Genomic DNA, 15,596 nt, shown 5'->3' on the forward strand with positions numbered 1-15,596 from the left:
ATCAAGCCGTGAGCGACGTCCGTAACGTGATCATCATCGGCTCCGGGCCCGCCGGCTACACGGCGGCGCTCTACACCGCGCGCGCGTCGCTGAAGCCTCTGGTGTTCGAGGGGGCTGTCACGGCGGGCGGTGCCCTGATGAACACCACCGAGGTGGAGAACTTCCCGGGCTTCCGCGACGGCATCATGGGCCCCGACCTCATGGACAACATGCGCGCCCAGGCCGAGCGCTTCGGCGCCGAGCTGGTCCCCGACGACGTCGTCTCCGTCGACCTGAGCGGTGAGATCAAGACCGTCACGGACACCGCGGGCACGGTCCACAAGGCGAAGGCCGTCATCGTCACCACCGGCTCGCAGCACCGCAAGCTGGGCCTGCCGAACGAGGACGCGCTCTCCGGCCGTGGTGTCTCCTGGTGTGCCACCTGTGACGGCTTCTTCTTCAAGGACCAGGACATCGCCGTGATCGGTGGCGGTGACACCGCGATGGAGGAAGCCACCTTCCTCTCGCGGTTCGCCAAGTCCGTGACGATCGTCCACCGCCGGGACAGCCTGCGCGCCTCCAAGGCGATGCAGGAGCGCGCCTTCGCCGACCCGAAGATCAAGTTCGTCTGGGACAGCGAGGTCGCGGAGGTCCAGGGCGAGCAGAAGCTGTCCGGTCTGAAGCTCCGCAACGTCAAGACCGGTGAGCTCTCCGACCTGCCGGTGACGGGTCTGTTCATCGCGATCGGCCACGACCCGCGCACCGAGCTGTTCAAGGGCCAGCTCGACCTGGACGAGGAGGGCTACCTGAAGGTCGCCTCGCCCTCCACCCGCACCAACCTCACGGGTGTCTTCGCCGCCGGTGACGTGGTCGACCACACCTACCGCCAGGCGATCACCGCGGCCGGCACCGGCTGCTCCGCCGCTCTCGACGCCGAGCGCTTCCTCTCCGCCCTGGCGGACGAGGAGAACGCCGAGCCCGAGAAGACCTCTGTCTGACCCCCTTCCGCCTCACCGCACGATCAAGTTAAGGAGCCCGCCGTGGCCGGCACCCTGAAGAATGTGACCGACGATTCCTTCGAGCAGGATGTCCTCAAGAGCGACAAGCCCGTCCTGGTGGACTTCTGGGCCGCCTGGTGCGGTCCGTGCCGCCAGATCGCTCCCTCGCTGGAGGCCATCGCGGCCGAGCACGGCGACAAGATCGAGATCGTCAAGCTCAACATCGACGAGAACCCGGGTACGGCTGCCAAGTACGGCGTCATGTCCATCCCGACCCTGAACGTGTACCAGGGCGGCGAGGTCGCGAAGACCATCGTCGGCGCCAAGCCCAAGGCCGCGATCGAGCGCGACCTGGCGGAGTTCATCGCCGAGTGACGTTTCACGTGAAACACGAATGGGCCAACCCGACCGGGTTGGCCCATTCGCTTTGAGGGGCTGCGGCCTAGAGGGGGCGCAGCACTGGTTCCTTCTGTACGGCTCCCAGCAGCCGGTCGATCGCCAGCTCCACGTCTTCCTTCCAGGAGAGCGTCGACCGCAGCTCCAGCCGCAGCCGCGGGTGCTTGGGATGCTGCCGGACGGTCTTGAAGCCCACGGCCAGGAGGTGGTCGGCGGGCAGCAGACAGGCGGGCTCCTTCCAGCGGGCGTCACCGAACGCCTCGATGGCCTTGAATCCGCGTCGCAGCAGATCCTTCGCCACCGTCTGGACCATCACCCGGCCGAGCCCCTGGCCCTGATAGCCGGGCAGGATGAAGCCGGTGATCAGCTGCACGGCGTCCGATGAGACGGGACTCGTGGGGAACGCCGTGGAGCGGGGAACGTAGGCGGGCGGGGCGTAGAGCACGAAGCCCACCGGTGCGTCGTCGACGTAGACCACACGGCCGCAGGATCCCCAGTCCAGCAGGACCGCGGAGATCCAGGACTCCTTCTCCAGGGCGGGTGTGCCCGCCCTTACCGCGGCCTCGCCGCTGACGGGGTCGAGCTCCCAGAAGACACACGAGCGACAGCGGTTGGGAAGGTCCTGAAGGTTGTCCAGCGTGAGCGGTACAAGCCGGCGCCCCATGAAGGCTGTTCCTCGCTTCCTATGCCCGTAGCCCCGCGAGCGGCTGTCAGTGCGCTGCGCTCTCTGAGCAGACTGCCGACGAACCCGCCGACCGCGCCCAGCCCGAGGCCCGCCCCCACCAGTCCGGTGCGGCTCATCGATCGCATGGCCCCCGCCTCCCACTCAGAGGTTGCTGCCAGGTGGATGCGCCATACCCGCTCGCATCGTATCCACCAAGCGATTCCATCGATACCGACTAAAAGCAAAGAGCGGACCGTGTTCCGGTACACACCGGACACGATCCGCTCTCCTCCGGCCGATCGGGCGAAGCCGTTCGGCGTGGACCGATCAGAGCCGACCGAGGCTCAGTCCTCGGACTCCTCCGTCTGCCCCTCGTGCAGGCCCTTCTGCAGGACCGGTCCCTCGCCCGGGGCGAGAGAGCCGAGGATCCGCTCCAGGTCCTCCATGGAGGCGAACTCGACGGTGATCTTGCCCTTCTTCTGACCGAGGTCGACCTTCACCCGGGTCTCGAAGCGGTCCGACAGACGCGTCGCGAGCTCGTTCAGCGCCGGGGAGACCCGGGCACCGGCACGCGGCCCCTTCGAGCGCTGTGCCGTCTGGGGACGCGAGCCCATCAGGGTCACGATCTCCTCGACGGCGCGCACCGAGAGTCCCTCGGCCACGATGCGGTGGGCCAGCCGGTCCTGCTCCTCCGAGTCCTCGACGGAGAGCAGAGCCCGCGCGTGACCGGCGGACAGCACACCGGCGGCGACGCGGCGCTGGACCGCCGGCGAGAGCTTCAGCAGACGCAGGGTGTTCGAGACCTGCGGCCGGGACCGGCCGATGCGGTCCGCCAGCTGGTCGTGCGTGCAGTTGAAGTCCTTCAGCAGCTGGTCGTAGGCGGCGGCCTCTTCCAGCGGGTTCAGCTGGGCGCGGTGCAGGTTCTCCAGCAGGGCGTCCAGAAGGAGCTTCTCGTCGTCCGTGGCCCGCACGATCGCCGGGATGGCTTCGAGGCCGGCCTCGCGGCAGGCCCGCCAGCGGCGCTCGCCCATGATGAGCTCGTAGCGGGCGGGGCCGAGCTGCCGTACGACGACGGGCTGGAGAAGACCGACCTCCTTGATGGAGGTGACCAGCTCCTGCAGCGCGTCCTCGTCGAAGACCTCACGCGGCTGGCGCGGGTTCGGCGTGATGGAGTCGAGGGCGATCTCGGCGAAGTGGGCGCCCATGGGGGCCGCAGGCGCCTCCACGACGCCGTTCACCGACACCTCCTCGGTCTCCTGCAGCACGGACGGCAGCGTGGCCACCTTGGCCGCTGCGACCCCACGATCGGTCGTCAGCACCGGAGCCGGGACCGCCACGGGAGCAGCGGACGCCGCGCTCCCCAGCGGGGCCGAAGCCGGAGTCTTCTCGGTCGGGGCAGCGGGGATCAGTGCGCCGAGTCCACGGCCCAAACCCCTCCGTCGCTCGCTCACTGAATCCCCTCCACCATGCTCGGGTTGCTCTGGGCGCCGATGTGGGCCTGTGTCGGGTCGTAGCTGACACCGACGCCCTTCAGCGCGATTTCTCGTGCCGCCTCAAGGTAGGAGAGGGCACCGCTCGATCCAGGATCGTAAGTCAGCACCGTCTGCCCGTAGCTCGGCGCCTCGGAGATACGGACCGACCGGGGAATGCTCGTCCGCAGGACCTCGTCGCCGAAGTGACTGCGTACCTCATCCGCGACCTGGGAGGCAAGACGCGTACGACCGTCGTACATGGTGAGCAGGATGGTCGACACGTGCAGGGCCGGGTTGAGGTGACCGCGCACCAGGTCGACGTTGCGCAGCAGCTGCCCCAGGCCCTCCAGCGCGTAGTACTCGCACTGGATCGGGATGAGGACCTCCTGGCCCGCCACGAGTGCGTTGACCGTCAGCAGGCCGAGCGAGGGCGGACAGTCGATGAGGATGTAGTCCAGCGGCTGCTCGTAGGCCTGAATGGCCCTCTCAAGCCGGCTCTCTCGCGCCACCAGGGACACCAGCTCGATCTCCGCACCGGCGAGATCGATCGTGGCGGGGGCGCAGAAGAGGCCTTCGACATCGGGGACCGGCTGGACGACCTCGGACAGGGGTCTGCTATCGACCAATACGTCGTAGATGGATGGCACTTCGGCGTGATGGTCGATCCCCAGGGCCGTGGACGCGTTGCCCTGCGGGTCGAGGTCGATCACCAGGACACGGGCGCCATGGAGAGCCAGTGAAGCGGCGAGGTTGACCGTAGTCGTCGTCTTGCCGACGCCACCCTTCTGGTTGGCGACCACCATGACCCGGGTCTGCTCGGGACGTGGAAGGCCTTCGCCGGCACGGCCCAGAGCCTCCACGGCCAGTTGGGCAGCACGACCGATGGGAGTGTCGTCCATCGGAGGCGGTGTTTCACGTGAAACATCCGCCCCCATCGACTCGGTACGGGGACCGGGGACCGGATCGGTCATCGGTCCCGCGATGTTGGCGTCGGACCGCACGGATTCACTCTCCTCGACTTCAGGCTCGCAATGAACAGAGCCTCCCATGTCTTCGGGGTCGTGAACCAGTGAGGCCTGTTGTTGTGTGGAGAAATCCACCTCTGTGGACAACTCTGTTGCCTCTCCGAGTGACCCAAGAGGCCTGCGGTCGCGTGGTTCGGCGGCAGCGCGGCCGCGGCTGATGATGCCGTGCAGCAGTGAGCGACGTTTCACGTGAAACACGATGCACAGCGGCCGCTGCCCGGCCTTCGCGACACTCCGGGATGCGTCGGTTTGACAGCTTGTGTGGAGTACGTCTCAAGCGGAGCGCTCAACGCCGGCGGCGCATGCGCCCCGTACGGGCGGCCTTCGCCCGCTTTGCGGCGAACCTCACACCACCGGGGCTCTCCCCGACCTCGACCCGCACCACCGTGGACAGAGGATCGACGATGCCCTCACCGACGTGAAGGACGGATGTCTCCACCGCTCCGAGCTTGCTCAGCGCGGTAGCCGCGCTCTTGAGCTCCTCCTCGGCGGTGTCCCCCTTGAGCGCCAGCATCTCGCCGTACGGGCGCAGCAGCGGGATCCCCCAGGTGGCCAGCCGGTCCAGCGGGGCCACGGCTCGCGCGGTCACCACATGCACCGGCGGCAGCGAGCCCATGACCTCCTCGGCGCGCCCACGCACGACGGTGACGTGCTCCAGGCCCAGCAGCTCGACGACCTCGGTGAGGAAGTTGGTACGCCGCAGCAGCGGTTCCAGCAAGGTGATCTTCAGGTCCTCCCGGACGAGGGCCAGGGGAATCCCCGGCAGCCCGGCGCCCGAGCCGACGTCGCACACGGTCACCCCCTCGGGGACGACCTCCGAGAGCACCGCGCAGTTCAGTAGATGGCGCTCCCACAGACGGGGCACTTCGCGTGGGCCGATCAGACCGCGCTGCACGCCTGCCTCGGCGAGCAGCTCCGCGTAGCGGACCGCATCGGCGAAGCGATCGCCAAACACTTCCCGCGCCTGCTCGGGCGCAGGGGGGAGCTCCGCTGCCTCCGTCACGGGGACCGTCCTTCCGTACAGCGCCGACGCACCGAGCGCCGACCACCAGAACTACCAGGCTGACAAAGTTCGGCCCCGCCTGCGGGCAGACGGGGCCGGTGGATCGTAAGGACCGATCAAGCGGGAAGTACGACGACGAAGCGCTGCGGCTCCTCGCCCTCCGACTCGCTGCGCAGCCCCGCGGCCTTGACCGCGTCGTGCACGACCTTGCGCTCGAACGGAGTCATCGGCTTGAGCTTCACGGGCTCACCGGTGTTCTTGACGTCGGCGGCGGCCTTGGCGCCCAGCTCGGACAGCTCGGCGCGCTTCTTGGCGCGGTAGCCCGCGATGTCCAGCATCAGCCGGCTGCGGTCGCCGGTCTCCCGGTGCACGGCCAGGCGCGTCAGCTCCTGCAGCGCCTCCAGCACCTCGCCGTCACGGCCGACCAGCTTCTGCAGGTCACGGCCGCCCGTGTCGCTGATGATCGACACAGAGGCCCGGTCGGCCTCGACGTCCATGTCGATATCGCCGTCGAGGTCGGCGATATCCAGCAGACCCTCAAGGTAGTCCGCCGCGATCTCGCCCTCCTGCTCCAGGCGGGACAGGGTGTCTGCACCCTCGGCAGCGGCGGAGGTGGTGCCTTCCGTCACGGGATGGACTCCTTCTTACTTCTTGGACGGGGACTTGGGCCGCTGCGGCCCCTTGCGCTGACCGGACTGGGCCTTGCTGCGGGCACCGGAGCCGGACTTCGAAGCCTGCTGAGCGGCGGGCTTGTCGTCCTGCGGCTCGTCGGACTTCTCCAGCGACGTCGTCGGCGTGGAGTCATCGGCCTGCTTCGGGCCACCCGACTGACGCTGCGACTTGGTCTGACGCTTGGGCTGCTGGCGCCTGGGGGCTGCCGCACCGTCCTCGGTCTGGGCGGCGACCTGGGCCTCGCCCTTCACCACGGTGCCGTCGGCCTGGGCCGCGAGGCCGGCCTTGCTCAGGGCGTTGATGAACTGACGCTCGGCGTCGTTGCGGTCACGGCCCTTGGCGACGATCGCCTTGACGATGGTCTTCTCGCTCCGCCGGCGGGTCTTGCCGTGGCTCGTGACGTGCTTGGTCAGGCGCTCCAGGTAAGCGGCCTGGGCCTTGGAACCCGGGGTCGGGTTGTTGTGGATGACGTACATCTGCTGGCCCATGGTCCACACGTTGGTGGTCAGCCAGTAGACGAGGACACCGACCGGGAAGCGGATACCGAAGAAGGCGAACATGATCGGGAAGACGTACATCAGCATCTTCTGCTGCTGCATGAACGGGGTCTTCACCGTCGTGTCGACGTTCTTCGTCATCAGCTGACGCTGCGTGTAGAACTGCGACCCCGACATCAGGACGATCATGATGGCGGTGACGACGCGGATGTCCGTCAGCGAGGCGCCGAGCTTGGTGGCCGTGTCAGCGCTGTCCAGGAACTTCGAGGCCAGCGGAGCACCGAAGATGTGCGCCTTCTGCGCGCTCTCCAGCAGGCTCTGGTTGATGACCCCGACGGTGTCGCCCGAGGCGATGCCGTTGAGCACGTGGTACAGGGCGAAGAAGAACGGGGACTGCGCCAGGATGGGAAGGCACGAGGAGAGCGGGTTGGTGCCCGCGTCCTTGTACAGCTTCATCATCTCTTCGGACTGGCGCTGCTTGTCGTTCTTGTAGCGCTCCTGGATCTTCTTCATCTCGGGCTGCAGCGTCTGCATGGCCCGGGTCGCCTTGATCTGCTTCACGAAGAGCGGGATCAGGCAGATACGAATCAGAATCACCAGGGACACGATGGACAGGCCCCAGGCCCATCCGGTGTCGGGGCCGAAGATGGCGCCGTACACCGTGTGGAACTGGACGATGACCCAGGAGACAGGTGTCGTGATGAAGCTGAAGAGGCTGGCAATCGTGTCCACTAATCATGCTCCTTGGGCATGGGACGGGGTCTCAGCGGCCGGGCTCGAAGACGGAATCTCTTCGATGGCCGATTCGGCGGCGGAGGGCCCGCCCTTGCGTGCACGCCAGGCGTCGCGCAGCATTTCGTGCCACCGCGGGCGCTTACGCGGCGGAACATGGTCCACACCGCCGAGCGACCACGGATTGCACCGGAGGATGCGCCAGGCAGTGAGTGCCGTTCCCTTGATCGCACCGTGCCGGTCGATGGCCGTGTACCCGTAGTGCGAACACGACGGGTAGTACTTGCACACCGGGCCCAACAACGGGCTGATCGTCCACTGGTACAGCTTGATCAGTGCCAGCAGCGGGTACTTCATCGCGCGCCCCCTCCCAGTAGCCGTTGAAGGGCGGCATCAAGGTCTTGGGCCAGCTGTGCATGGTCGGCGTCGCCCGCTCCGGGTAGCGCCCGTACGACTACCAGGCTACCGGGGGGAAACAGGGCGACTCGGTCACGCATCAGATGGCGCAGTCTGCGCTTCACCGCATTGCGTACGACCGCGCCACCCACTGCCTTGCTCACGACGAAACCCGCACGCGTCGGGGGAGCGCTCTCCCCTGGCGCGTGCGGGTCCGTGGCACCGCTACGAAAGTGGACGACGAGGAGCGGGCGGCCTGCCCGGCGCCCTCGCCGTACCGCGGTCGCGAAGTCCTCGCGCCGCCTCAGCCGGTTCTCGGTGGGCAGCACGATGTCATGACCTGATCGGGATCAGGCGGACAGGCTGGCGCGACCCTTGGCACGACGGTTCGCGAGAATCGCGCGGCCCGCACGGGTACGCATCCGCAGGCGGAAGCCGTGGGTCTTCGCCCGACGACGGTTGTTCGGCTGGAAAGTGCGCTTGCTCACTCGGGGGCTCCAGAAATCAATCGGTGGTGGCGGGGTGCCGTCCTGGCTGTCACCGTGCGCCCACGAGTAGCTCGCGTCACGCCCGAGTGCACCGCTTCCCGATCACCTTCAGTGATCTGTGCCCATCGGAGGCAGGCGGCAGCAGCCATCGACAACTCGACCTGGTTACGGTACGCGGGGCTACGCCATCCGGTCAAACCGGGGGTCACGGAGAGACACTATCCACAGGCTGGGGACAACAACTTGAACCGCACCCGCCGCGCTGACTACCGTGGCTGGACTCCGATTCGTTCCCTTATCCCCGGCCGAGCGGGGTTCCTCCCGCCCGTCCACCCGATTTACATCCCGATCCGTCCCACAACCACACGTTCGTGGGACCTGTGAGAGAGCGTGCCCTGTGGCTGACGTACCTGCCGATCTTGCCGCAGTGTGGCCACGAGTACTGGAGCAGCTCCTCGGAGAGGGTCGCGGTCAGGGTGTCGAGTCGAAGGACGAGCACTGGATCCGGCGCTGCCAGCCGCTCGCGCTGGTCGCGGACACCGCCCTGCTCGCCGTACCGAACGAATTCGCGAAGGGCGTACTGGAGGGCCGTCTCGCCCCGATCGTCAGCGAGACCCTGAGCCGCGAGTGCGGCCGCCCGATCCGCATCGCGATCACCGTCGACGACTCCGCCGGCGAGCCCCCGGCCCCGCCGGCGCCCCAGCTGCGGCCGAAGCCGCGCTACGAGGAGCCCGAACTCCCCTCCGGGCAGTACGAGGGATACGGCCGTCACCGCGCCGACCAGCACCAGGGCGGCGACCCGGCGGGCCGCGCCGACCAACTCCCCACGGCCCGGCCCGCCTACCCCTCCGAGTACCAGCGCCCCGAGCCCGGCGCCTGGCCGCGGCCGCAGCAGGACGAGTACCGGCCCCAGCAGGACGAGTACAGCTGGCAGCAGCAGCGGCTCGGCTTCCCCGAGCGCGACCCCTACGCCTCGCCGCCCCAGGACTCCTACGGGTCCCAGGATTCCTACGGCTCGCCGTCGCGCGACTCCTACCGGACGCCGTCGCAGGACGCGTACGGGCCGGGGAACGACGCGTACGGCTCCCCGGGCCAGGACTACCGGCCGCAGCCGATGGAGCGTCCGTCGTACGACGGCCAGCGCTCCGAGTACGACCCGTCCCGCGTCGACTACGACCAGCGCGACCCGTCCCGCCGCGAGCTGCCCGAGCCGCCGTCCGGCCCCGGTCACATGCACCGCGGCGGTCCGGCGGGCACCGGCGGGCCGACGCCCGGCGCGCCCGGTCCGCTGGCCGCGAAGCCCGCGCCGGCGCCCGGTCCCGGTGAGCCGACCGCGCGGCTGAACCCGAAGTACCTCTTCGACACGTTCGTGATCGGCGCGTCCAACCGCTTCGCGCACGCGGCCGCGGTCGCCGTCGCCGAGGCGCCCGCCAAGGCGTACAACCCCCTCTTCATCTACGGGGAGTCGGGCCTCGGCAAGACGCACCTGCTGCACGCGATCGGGCACTACGCGCGCAGCCTCTACCCGGGCACGCGCGTGCGCTACGTGAGCTCCGAGGAGTTCACCAACGAGTTCATCAACTCCATCCGCGACGGCAAGGGCGACAGCTTCCGCAAGCGCTACCGCGAGATGGACATCCTTCTCGTGGACGACATCCAGTTCCTGGCGGACAAGGAGTCGACGCAGGAGGAGTTCTTCCACACCTTCAACACGCTCCACAACGCCAACAAGCAGATCGTGCTCTCCAGCGACCGGCCGCCCAAGCAGCTGGTGACGCTGGAGGACCGGCTGCGGAACCGTTTCGAGTGGGGTCTGATCACCGACGTCCAGCCGCCCGAGCTGGAGACGCGGATCGCGATCCTGCGCAAGAAGGCGGTGCAGGAGCAGCTCAACGCCCCGCCGGAGGTACTGGAGTTCATCGCCTCCCGCATCTCGCGCAACATCCGCGAGCTGGAGGGCGCGCTGATCCGGGTGACGGCGTTCGCGTCACTCAACCGGCAGCCGGTGGACCTGGGCCTGACCGAGATCGTCCTCAAGGACCTGATCCCCGGCGGCGAGGACTCGACGCCGGAGATCACCGCGACGGCCATCATGGCGGCGACGGCCGACTACTTCGGTCTCACGGTCGAGGACCTGTGCGGCAGCTCGCGCGGCCGCCAGCTGGTCACGGCCCGCCAGATCGCCATGTACCTGTGCCGTGAGCTCACCGATCTGTCGCTGCCGAAGATCGGCGCGCAGTTCGGCGGCCGCGACCACACGACCGTCATGCACGCCGACCGCAAGATCCGCGCGCTGATGGCCGAGCGGCGCTCCATCTACAACCAGGTCACCGAGCTGACCAACCGCATCAAGAACGGCTGACGGCCCAGGCCCAGGCACGGGCGCCGAGAGCCGAGCGGACGACGCCGAGGGCGCCTCCGGGAACAGATCCCGGAGGCGCCCTCGGTCGTTCCGGCACGACGCCCGCCGCCGCGCCGGCCCACGTGTCCGGTCATCCCTCCGCGAGGCCGTCTCTCGTAGCCCCCGGAGGGCGTCCCTGGCCCCTCCCGAGGCCCGCCGCATCCCCTCCTCCGCCGCTCTCCCGCGGAGCGACCCGTCGTTCCGCGGCCACCGGCTGTTCGAATACCTGCCGGGTTACGGCCGCTCTCCACAGATTCGGTGACTTTCTTCCGTCCACATCCTGGGGACTGCGAAGTTGTCCCGATCTCCGTCCACAGGCTGGCTGTTGAGGAGCTGTCAGCCCAGCTCAGGACCCTGTGGAATCGTGGACGAAGGATCTCCACAGACTGTGGACAAAGCGGAGATCCACAGGCTGTGCACGAAGTTGTCCACCGGTAGCCCACAGGCTGGGGGCGGTTGTCCCCAGTGAACCGTGTCTTCTCCACATGGCTGTCCACTGTTCGGCAACGCGACGCACCTGATCACCGCGTCGAGTGAAAGCCGTCACACCAAGGTGCCTGGTTGGGGTGTGGGAAACGTGGGTAAACCTGGGGACGCAGCTGGGGAGAAGTGCCCTCGGGCTGTGGGCGGAGTGTGCAGAACTTCTTGTTCTCCACAGAGACCCCCAGTTGTCCACCGGCGTCACCCACAGGGTCGGTGGACAAAATTTCCGCGCTGAGCTGGGCAAACGTGGTTATCCACGGTATCCACAGGCCCTACTACTACTCCCGACCAGAGAGAGTGCGGAATCCGTTTCGAAGCGGGGCCTGTGCACAACTCGCTGTTTCGAGCCCGACCGCCCCTCGGCACGACTTGACCCCGACAGGCACCTACTGTCAGTGCGGTGCGTCAGACTGGTCCCCGGTGTTCTGCCCGTCGCAGTGGGCGGTGACACCGGGTCGTAGGGCTCAGAAGCAACAGCAGGAGGCGGCTTACGGTGAAGATCCGGGTGGAACGCGACGTACTCGCGGAGGCAGTGGCCTGGGCGGCGCGCAGCCTTCCGGCCCGGCCGCCGGCGCCTGTCCTCGCCGGCCTCCTGCTGAAGGCCGAGGAAGGCCAGCTGAGCCTGTCGAGCTTCGACTACGAGGTCTCCGCGCGCGTCTCCGTCGACGCGGAGGTCGAGGAGGAGGGCACGGTCCTCGTCTCCGGCCGCCTGCTCGCCGACATCTGCCGCGCTCTCCCCAACCGCCCGGTCGAGATTTCCACAGACGGTGTACGGGCGACGGTGGTCTGCGGCTCCTCGCGCTTCACCCTCCACACGCTGCCTGTGGAGGAGTACCCGGCGCTGCCCCAGATGCCGAACGCGACCGGCACCGTCCCCGGCGAGGTCTTCTCCTCCGCAGTCCAGCAGGTCGCCATCGCCGCCGGCCGTGACGACACGCTGCCCGTCCTCACCGGTGTGCGCATCGAGATCGAGGGCGACACGGTCACCCTGGCCTCCACCGACCGCTACCGCTTCGCGGTCCGCGAGTTCCTGTGGAAGCCGGAGAACCCGGACGCCTCCGCGGTCGCCCTGGTGCCCGCCAAGACGCTCCTGGACACGGCCAAGGCGCTCACCAGCGGCGACAGCGTGATCCTGGCGCTGTCCGGTTCGGGCGCGGGCGAGGGCCTGATCGGTTTCGAGGGCGCCGGACGGCGGACCACGACCCGCCTGCTGGAGGGCGACCTCCCGAAGTACCGCACGCTGTTCCCGACCGAGTTCAACTCCGTCGCAGTGATCGAGACCGCCCCCTTCGTGGAGGCCGTCAAGCGTGTGGCCCTGGTCGCCGAGCGGAACACCCCGGTGCGGCTGAGCTTCGAGCAGGGCGTGCTCATCCTGGAGGCCGGCTCCAGCGACGACGCACAGGCTGTGGAAAGGGTCGACGCGCAGCTGGACGGCGACGACATCTCGATCGCCTTCAACCCGACCTTCCTGCTGGACGGCCTGAGCGCCATCGACTCCCCGGTGGCCCAGCTGTCGTTCACCACGTCCACCAAGCCCGCGCTGCTCAGCGGCAAGCCCGCGGTGGACGCGGAGGCGGACGACGCATACAAGTACCTGATCATGCCGGTCCGCCTCAGCGGCTGAGCCGGGCCGCCCTCCGTCGGACGAACCCGCAGGTGAGGGCATACGCATGAGCGCGTATGCCCACAGATGTGCGTGAGCGTCCGGGTTTAGGCTCGGACGCAGGTACGAACGTGCCGCACACGTCACACAGCAACCTAAGGAACCAACTGATGGAGCTCGGTCTCGTCGGCCTCGGCAAGATGGGCGGCAACATGCGCGAGCGGATCCGCCGCGCCGGCCACACCGTCATCGGGTACGACCGCAACGCGGACCTCGCCGATGTCCACAGCCTGGAAGAGCTTGTGGGCAAGCTCTCCGGCCCCCGCGTGGTCTGGGTGATGGTCCCGGCCGGCGAGGCCACCCAGACCACGGTCGACGAGCTCGCCAAGCTCCTGGAGCCCGGTGACGTGGTCGTGGACGGCGGCAACTCCCGCTGGACGGACGACGAGAAGCACGCCGAGGAGCTGGCCGCCCAGGGCATCGGCTTCGTCGACTGCGGCGTCTCCGGCGGCGTCTGGGGCCTGGAGAACGGCTATGCGCTGATGTACGGCGGCGACGCGGAGAACGTCGCCAAGGTGCAGCCGGTCTTCGACGCGCTCAAGCCGGAGGGCGACTTCGGCGCGGTGCACGCCGGCAAGGTCGGCGCGGGGCACTTCGCGAAGATGGTCCACAACGGCATCGAGTACGCGATGATGCAGGCCTATGCCGAGGGCTGGGAGCTCCTGGAGAAGGTCGACTCCGTCACGGACGTCCGCGAGGTCTTCCGCTCCTGGCAGGAGGGCACGGTCATCCGCTCCTGGCTGCTCGACCTCGCGGTGAACGCCCTCGCCGAGGACGAGCACCTGGAGCAGCTGAAGGGTTATGCACAGGACTCCGGCGAGGGCCGGTGGACTGTGGAGGCCGCCATAGACAACGCGGTGCCGCTGCCCGCGATCACCGCCTCGCTGTTCGCGCGGTTCGCCTCCCGCCAGGAGGACTCGCCGCAGATGAAGATGATCGCCGCGCTGCGCAACCAGTTCGGCGGCCACGCCGTAGAGAAGAAGTAATCCACAGGGTCGCCCGGCGATCCACAACCCTGGGGGAGGTCGGCGAACGACCATGCACGTCACGCATCTGTCGCTGGCCGACTTCCGCTCGTACGCCCGGGTCGAGGTCCCGCTCGACCCGGGCGTCACCGCCTTCGTCGGCCCGAACGGGCAGGGAAAGACCAATCTCGTCGAGGCGATCGGCTACCTCGCCAGCCTCGGCAGCCACCGCGTCGCCTCCGACGCCCCCCTGGTCCGCATGGGCGCCGACCAGGCGATCATCCGGGCGCAGGTCAGGCAGGGCGAGCGGCAGCAGCTGGTCGAGCTGGAGCTGAACCCCGGCAAGGCCAACCGCGCCCGGATCAACAGGTCCTCGCAGGTCAGACCGCGTGACGTGCTGGGGATCGTACGGACCGTGCTGTTCGCGCCCGAGGATCTCGCCCTGGTCAAGGGCGACCCCGGTGAGCGGCGGCGCCTCCTGGACGAGCTGATCACCGCCCGCTCCCCGCGCATGGCGGGCGTGCGCTCCGACTACGAGCGGGTGCTCAAGCAGCGCAACACGCTGCTGAAGACGGCCGCGCTGGCCCGCCGGCACGGTGGCCGCTCGATGGACCTGTCGACGCTCGACGTGTGGGACCAGCACCTCGCGCGGGCGGGCGCCGAGCTGCTCGCCCAGCGCCTGGACCTGATCGCCGCGATCCAGCCGCTGGCCGACAAGGCGTACGAGCAGCTGGCCCCGGGCGGCGGCCCCGTCGCCCTGGAGTACAAGCCGTCGGCGCCCGGTGAGGCCCACACGCGCGAGGATCTGTACGCCCAGCTGATGGCCGCGCTCGCCGAGGCCCGCAAGCAGGAGATCGAGCGGGGCGTCACGCTCGTCGGCCCGCACCGGGACGATCTGGTGCTCAAGCTCGGTCAGCTGCCCGCCAAGGGCTATGCCTCCCACGGCGAGTCCTGGTCGTACGCGCTGGCGCTGCGGCTGGCGTCGTACGACCTGCTGCGTGCGGAGGGCAACGAGCCGGTGCTGATCCTCGACGACGTCTTCGCCGAGCTGGACGCCCGCCGCCGGGAGCGGCTGGCCGAGCTGGTCGCGCCCGGTGAGCAGGTGCTGGTGACCGCCGCGGTCGGCGACGACGTACCGCGCGTCCTCACCGGGGCGCGGTACGTGGTGTCCGAGGGGACGGTGGAGCGCGTATGAGCGGCCCGGAACCCACCCCCGGGAAGGCGCCGGAGCCGTCCGGTGTCGATCTCGCGCGCGTGGCGCTGCGCGCGGCGCGGGAGCAGGCACGCGCGCGTGGGGACGCGGCGCAGCAGAAGAAGCAGGCGCGCCGCGGCGGCCTGCGCTCCGGCGCGCGCGCCGACGGGCGCGACCCGATGGCGCTCGGCTCCGCGATCAACCGGCTGATCACCGAGCGGGGCTGGGAGACCCCGGCCGCGGTGGGCGGGGTCATGGGCCGCTGGCCGCAGATCGTCGGGGAGGACCTCGCCAAGCACTGCGTGCCGCAGCGGTACGACGAGGACGAGCGGGTCCTGGTCGTGCAGTGCGACTCCACGGCGTGGGCGACGCAGCTGCGGCTGCTGGCCCCCGCGCTGGTCGCCCGGCTCAACGAGGACCTCGGGCACGGCACGGTGCGGGTGATCAAGGTGCACGGCCCCAGTGGCCCCACCCGCCGCTACGGCCCCTTGCGCGCCCCTGGAAGCACGGGTCCCGGCGACACCTACGGGTGATGTACGTCACGCGGCGAGAGCTCCGTGAGCCCTGCGT

Annotated in this window: 16 protein-coding genes; 7 read left to right on the plus strand and 9 right to left on the minus strand. The window is 68.9% G+C overall.

The features are described from left to right. Positions 1-8: 8 nt before the first annotated feature. Positions 9-977: a thioredoxin-disulfide reductase gene (gene trxB, locus IPZ69_RS01355; RefSeq protein WP_235451748.1), complete on the plus strand. Its 969-nt coding sequence runs from the start codon at positions 9-11 to the stop codon at positions 975-977. A gap of 42 nt (positions 978-1,019) precedes the next feature. Further along, positions 1,020-1,352, plus strand: a complete 333-nt coding sequence (gene trxA / locus IPZ69_RS01360) for a thioredoxin (protein ID WP_235451749.1) — start codon at positions 1,020-1,022, stop codon at positions 1,350-1,352. A 67-nt stretch (positions 1,353-1,419) separates the two neighbouring features. Here trxA and IPZ69_RS01365 read toward each other — a convergent pair whose 3' ends face one another. The 9 genes from IPZ69_RS01365 to rpmH form a co-directional block, all read right to left on the minus strand. Next, entirely contained in the window at positions 1,420-2,037 is a 618-nt protein-coding gene (locus tag IPZ69_RS01365) for a GNAT family N-acetyltransferase (protein ID WP_235451750.1), read from the minus strand. A 344-nt stretch (positions 2,038-2,381) separates the two neighbouring features. Further along, positions 2,382-3,488, minus strand: a complete 1,107-nt coding sequence (locus tag IPZ69_RS01370; protein ID WP_235451751.1) for a ParB/RepB/Spo0J family partition protein — start codon at positions 3,486-3,488, stop codon at positions 2,382-2,384. Then, a complete protein-coding gene (locus IPZ69_RS01375; protein WP_308407418.1) occupies positions 3,485-4,558 on the minus strand; it encodes a ParA family protein in 1,074 nt (357 codons plus the stop codon). Before IPZ69_RS01375 ends, IPZ69_RS01370 begins: the two co-directional genes overlap by 4 nt. Before the next feature lie 262 nt (positions 4,559-4,820). Further along, a complete protein-coding gene (gene rsmG / locus IPZ69_RS01380) occupies positions 4,821-5,537 on the minus strand; it encodes a 16S rRNA (guanine(527)-N(7))-methyltransferase RsmG (protein ID WP_235451752.1) in 717 nt (238 codons plus the stop codon). Between the two features lie 116 nt (positions 5,538-5,653). After that, a complete protein-coding gene (locus IPZ69_RS01385; protein ID WP_235451753.1) occupies positions 5,654-6,166 on the minus strand; it encodes a Jag family protein in 513 nt (170 codons plus the stop codon). A 15-nt stretch (positions 6,167-6,181) separates the two neighbouring features. Further along, entirely contained in the window at positions 6,182-7,438 is a 1,257-nt protein-coding gene (yidC, locus tag IPZ69_RS01390) for a membrane protein insertase YidC (protein ID WP_235451754.1), read from the minus strand. Positions 7,439-7,441: 3 nt separating this feature from the next. Then, positions 7,442-7,795 (minus strand): membrane protein insertion efficiency factor YidD, encoded by a 354-nt coding sequence (gene yidD, locus IPZ69_RS01395; RefSeq protein WP_235451755.1) that lies wholly within the window; start codon positions 7,793-7,795, stop codon positions 7,442-7,444. Further along, entirely contained in the window at positions 7,792-8,163 is a 372-nt protein-coding gene (gene rnpA, locus IPZ69_RS01400; RefSeq protein WP_235451756.1) for a ribonuclease P protein component, read from the minus strand. Before rnpA ends, yidD begins: the two co-directional genes overlap by 4 nt. Positions 8,164-8,184: 21 nt before the next feature. After that, complete coding sequence (rpmH, locus tag IPZ69_RS01405; protein ID WP_015659252.1) at positions 8,185-8,322, minus strand: 50S ribosomal protein L34; 138 nt, start codon at positions 8,320-8,322, stop codon at positions 8,185-8,187. Positions 8,323-8,719: 397 nt separating this feature from the next. Here rpmH and dnaA point away from each other — a divergent pair, with 397 nt between their 5' ends. The 5 genes from dnaA to IPZ69_RS01430 all read left to right on the plus strand — a co-directional run bounded on the left by dnaA (position 8,720) and on the right by IPZ69_RS01430 (position 15,559). Beyond that, on the plus strand, positions 8,720-10,684 hold the full coding sequence (gene dnaA / locus IPZ69_RS01410; RefSeq protein ID WP_308407415.1) for a chromosomal replication initiator protein DnaA: 1,965 nt from the start codon (positions 8,720-8,722) through the stop codon (positions 10,682-10,684). Positions 10,685-11,699: 1,015 nt separating this feature from the next. Further along, on the plus strand, positions 11,700-12,830 hold the full coding sequence (gene dnaN / locus IPZ69_RS01415; protein WP_235451758.1) for a DNA polymerase III subunit beta: 1,131 nt from the start codon (positions 11,700-11,702) through the stop codon (positions 12,828-12,830). Positions 12,831-12,979: 149 nt separating this feature from the next. After that, positions 12,980-13,855 (plus strand): phosphogluconate dehydrogenase (NAD(+)-dependent, decarboxylating), encoded by an 876-nt coding sequence (gnd, locus tag IPZ69_RS01420; RefSeq protein WP_235451759.1) that lies wholly within the window; start codon positions 12,980-12,982, stop codon positions 13,853-13,855. A 52-nt stretch (positions 13,856-13,907) separates the two neighbouring features. Then, positions 13,908-15,029 (plus strand): DNA replication/repair protein RecF, encoded by a 1,122-nt coding sequence (recF, locus tag IPZ69_RS01425; protein ID WP_235451760.1) that lies wholly within the window; start codon positions 13,908-13,910, stop codon positions 15,027-15,029. Further along, complete coding sequence (locus tag IPZ69_RS01430) at positions 15,026-15,559, plus strand: DUF721 domain-containing protein (protein WP_235451761.1); 534 nt, start codon at positions 15,026-15,028, stop codon at positions 15,557-15,559. The genes recF and IPZ69_RS01430 overlap by 4 nt, the downstream gene beginning before the upstream one ends. The last annotated feature ends 37 nt before the right edge of the window (positions 15,560-15,596 follow it).

It is taken from the genome of Streptomyces olivochromogenes (genome assembly GCF_021538895.1).
In the GTDB taxonomy this organism is placed as follows: domain Bacteria; phylum Actinomycetota; class Actinomycetes; order Streptomycetales; family Streptomycetaceae; genus Streptomyces; species Streptomyces olivochromogenes_A.

Excerpts from the sequence above, each read along its gene's own strand:
- IPZ69_RS01365 (WP_235451750.1), bottom strand. The coding sequence starts at position 2,037 with ATGGGGCGCCGGCTTGTACCGCTCACGCTGGACAACCTTCAGGACCTT.
- IPZ69_RS01375 (WP_308407418.1), bottom strand. The coding sequence starts at position 4,558 with ATGGGAGGCTCTGTTCATTGCGAGCCTGAAGTCGAGGAGAGTGAATCC.
- yidD (WP_235451755.1), bottom strand. The coding sequence starts at position 7,795 with ATGAAGTACCCGCTGCTGGCACTGATCAAGCTGTACCAGTGGACGATC.
- gnd (WP_235451759.1), top strand. The coding sequence starts at position 12,980 with ATGGAGCTCGGTCTCGTCGGCCTCGGCAAGATGGGCGGCAACATGCGC.
- recF (WP_235451760.1), top strand. The coding sequence starts at position 13,908 with ATGCACGTCACGCATCTGTCGCTGGCCGACTTCCGCTCGTACGCCCGG.
- IPZ69_RS01430 (WP_235451761.1), top strand. The coding sequence starts at position 15,026 with ATGAGCGGCCCGGAACCCACCCCCGGGAAGGCGCCGGAGCCGTCCGGT.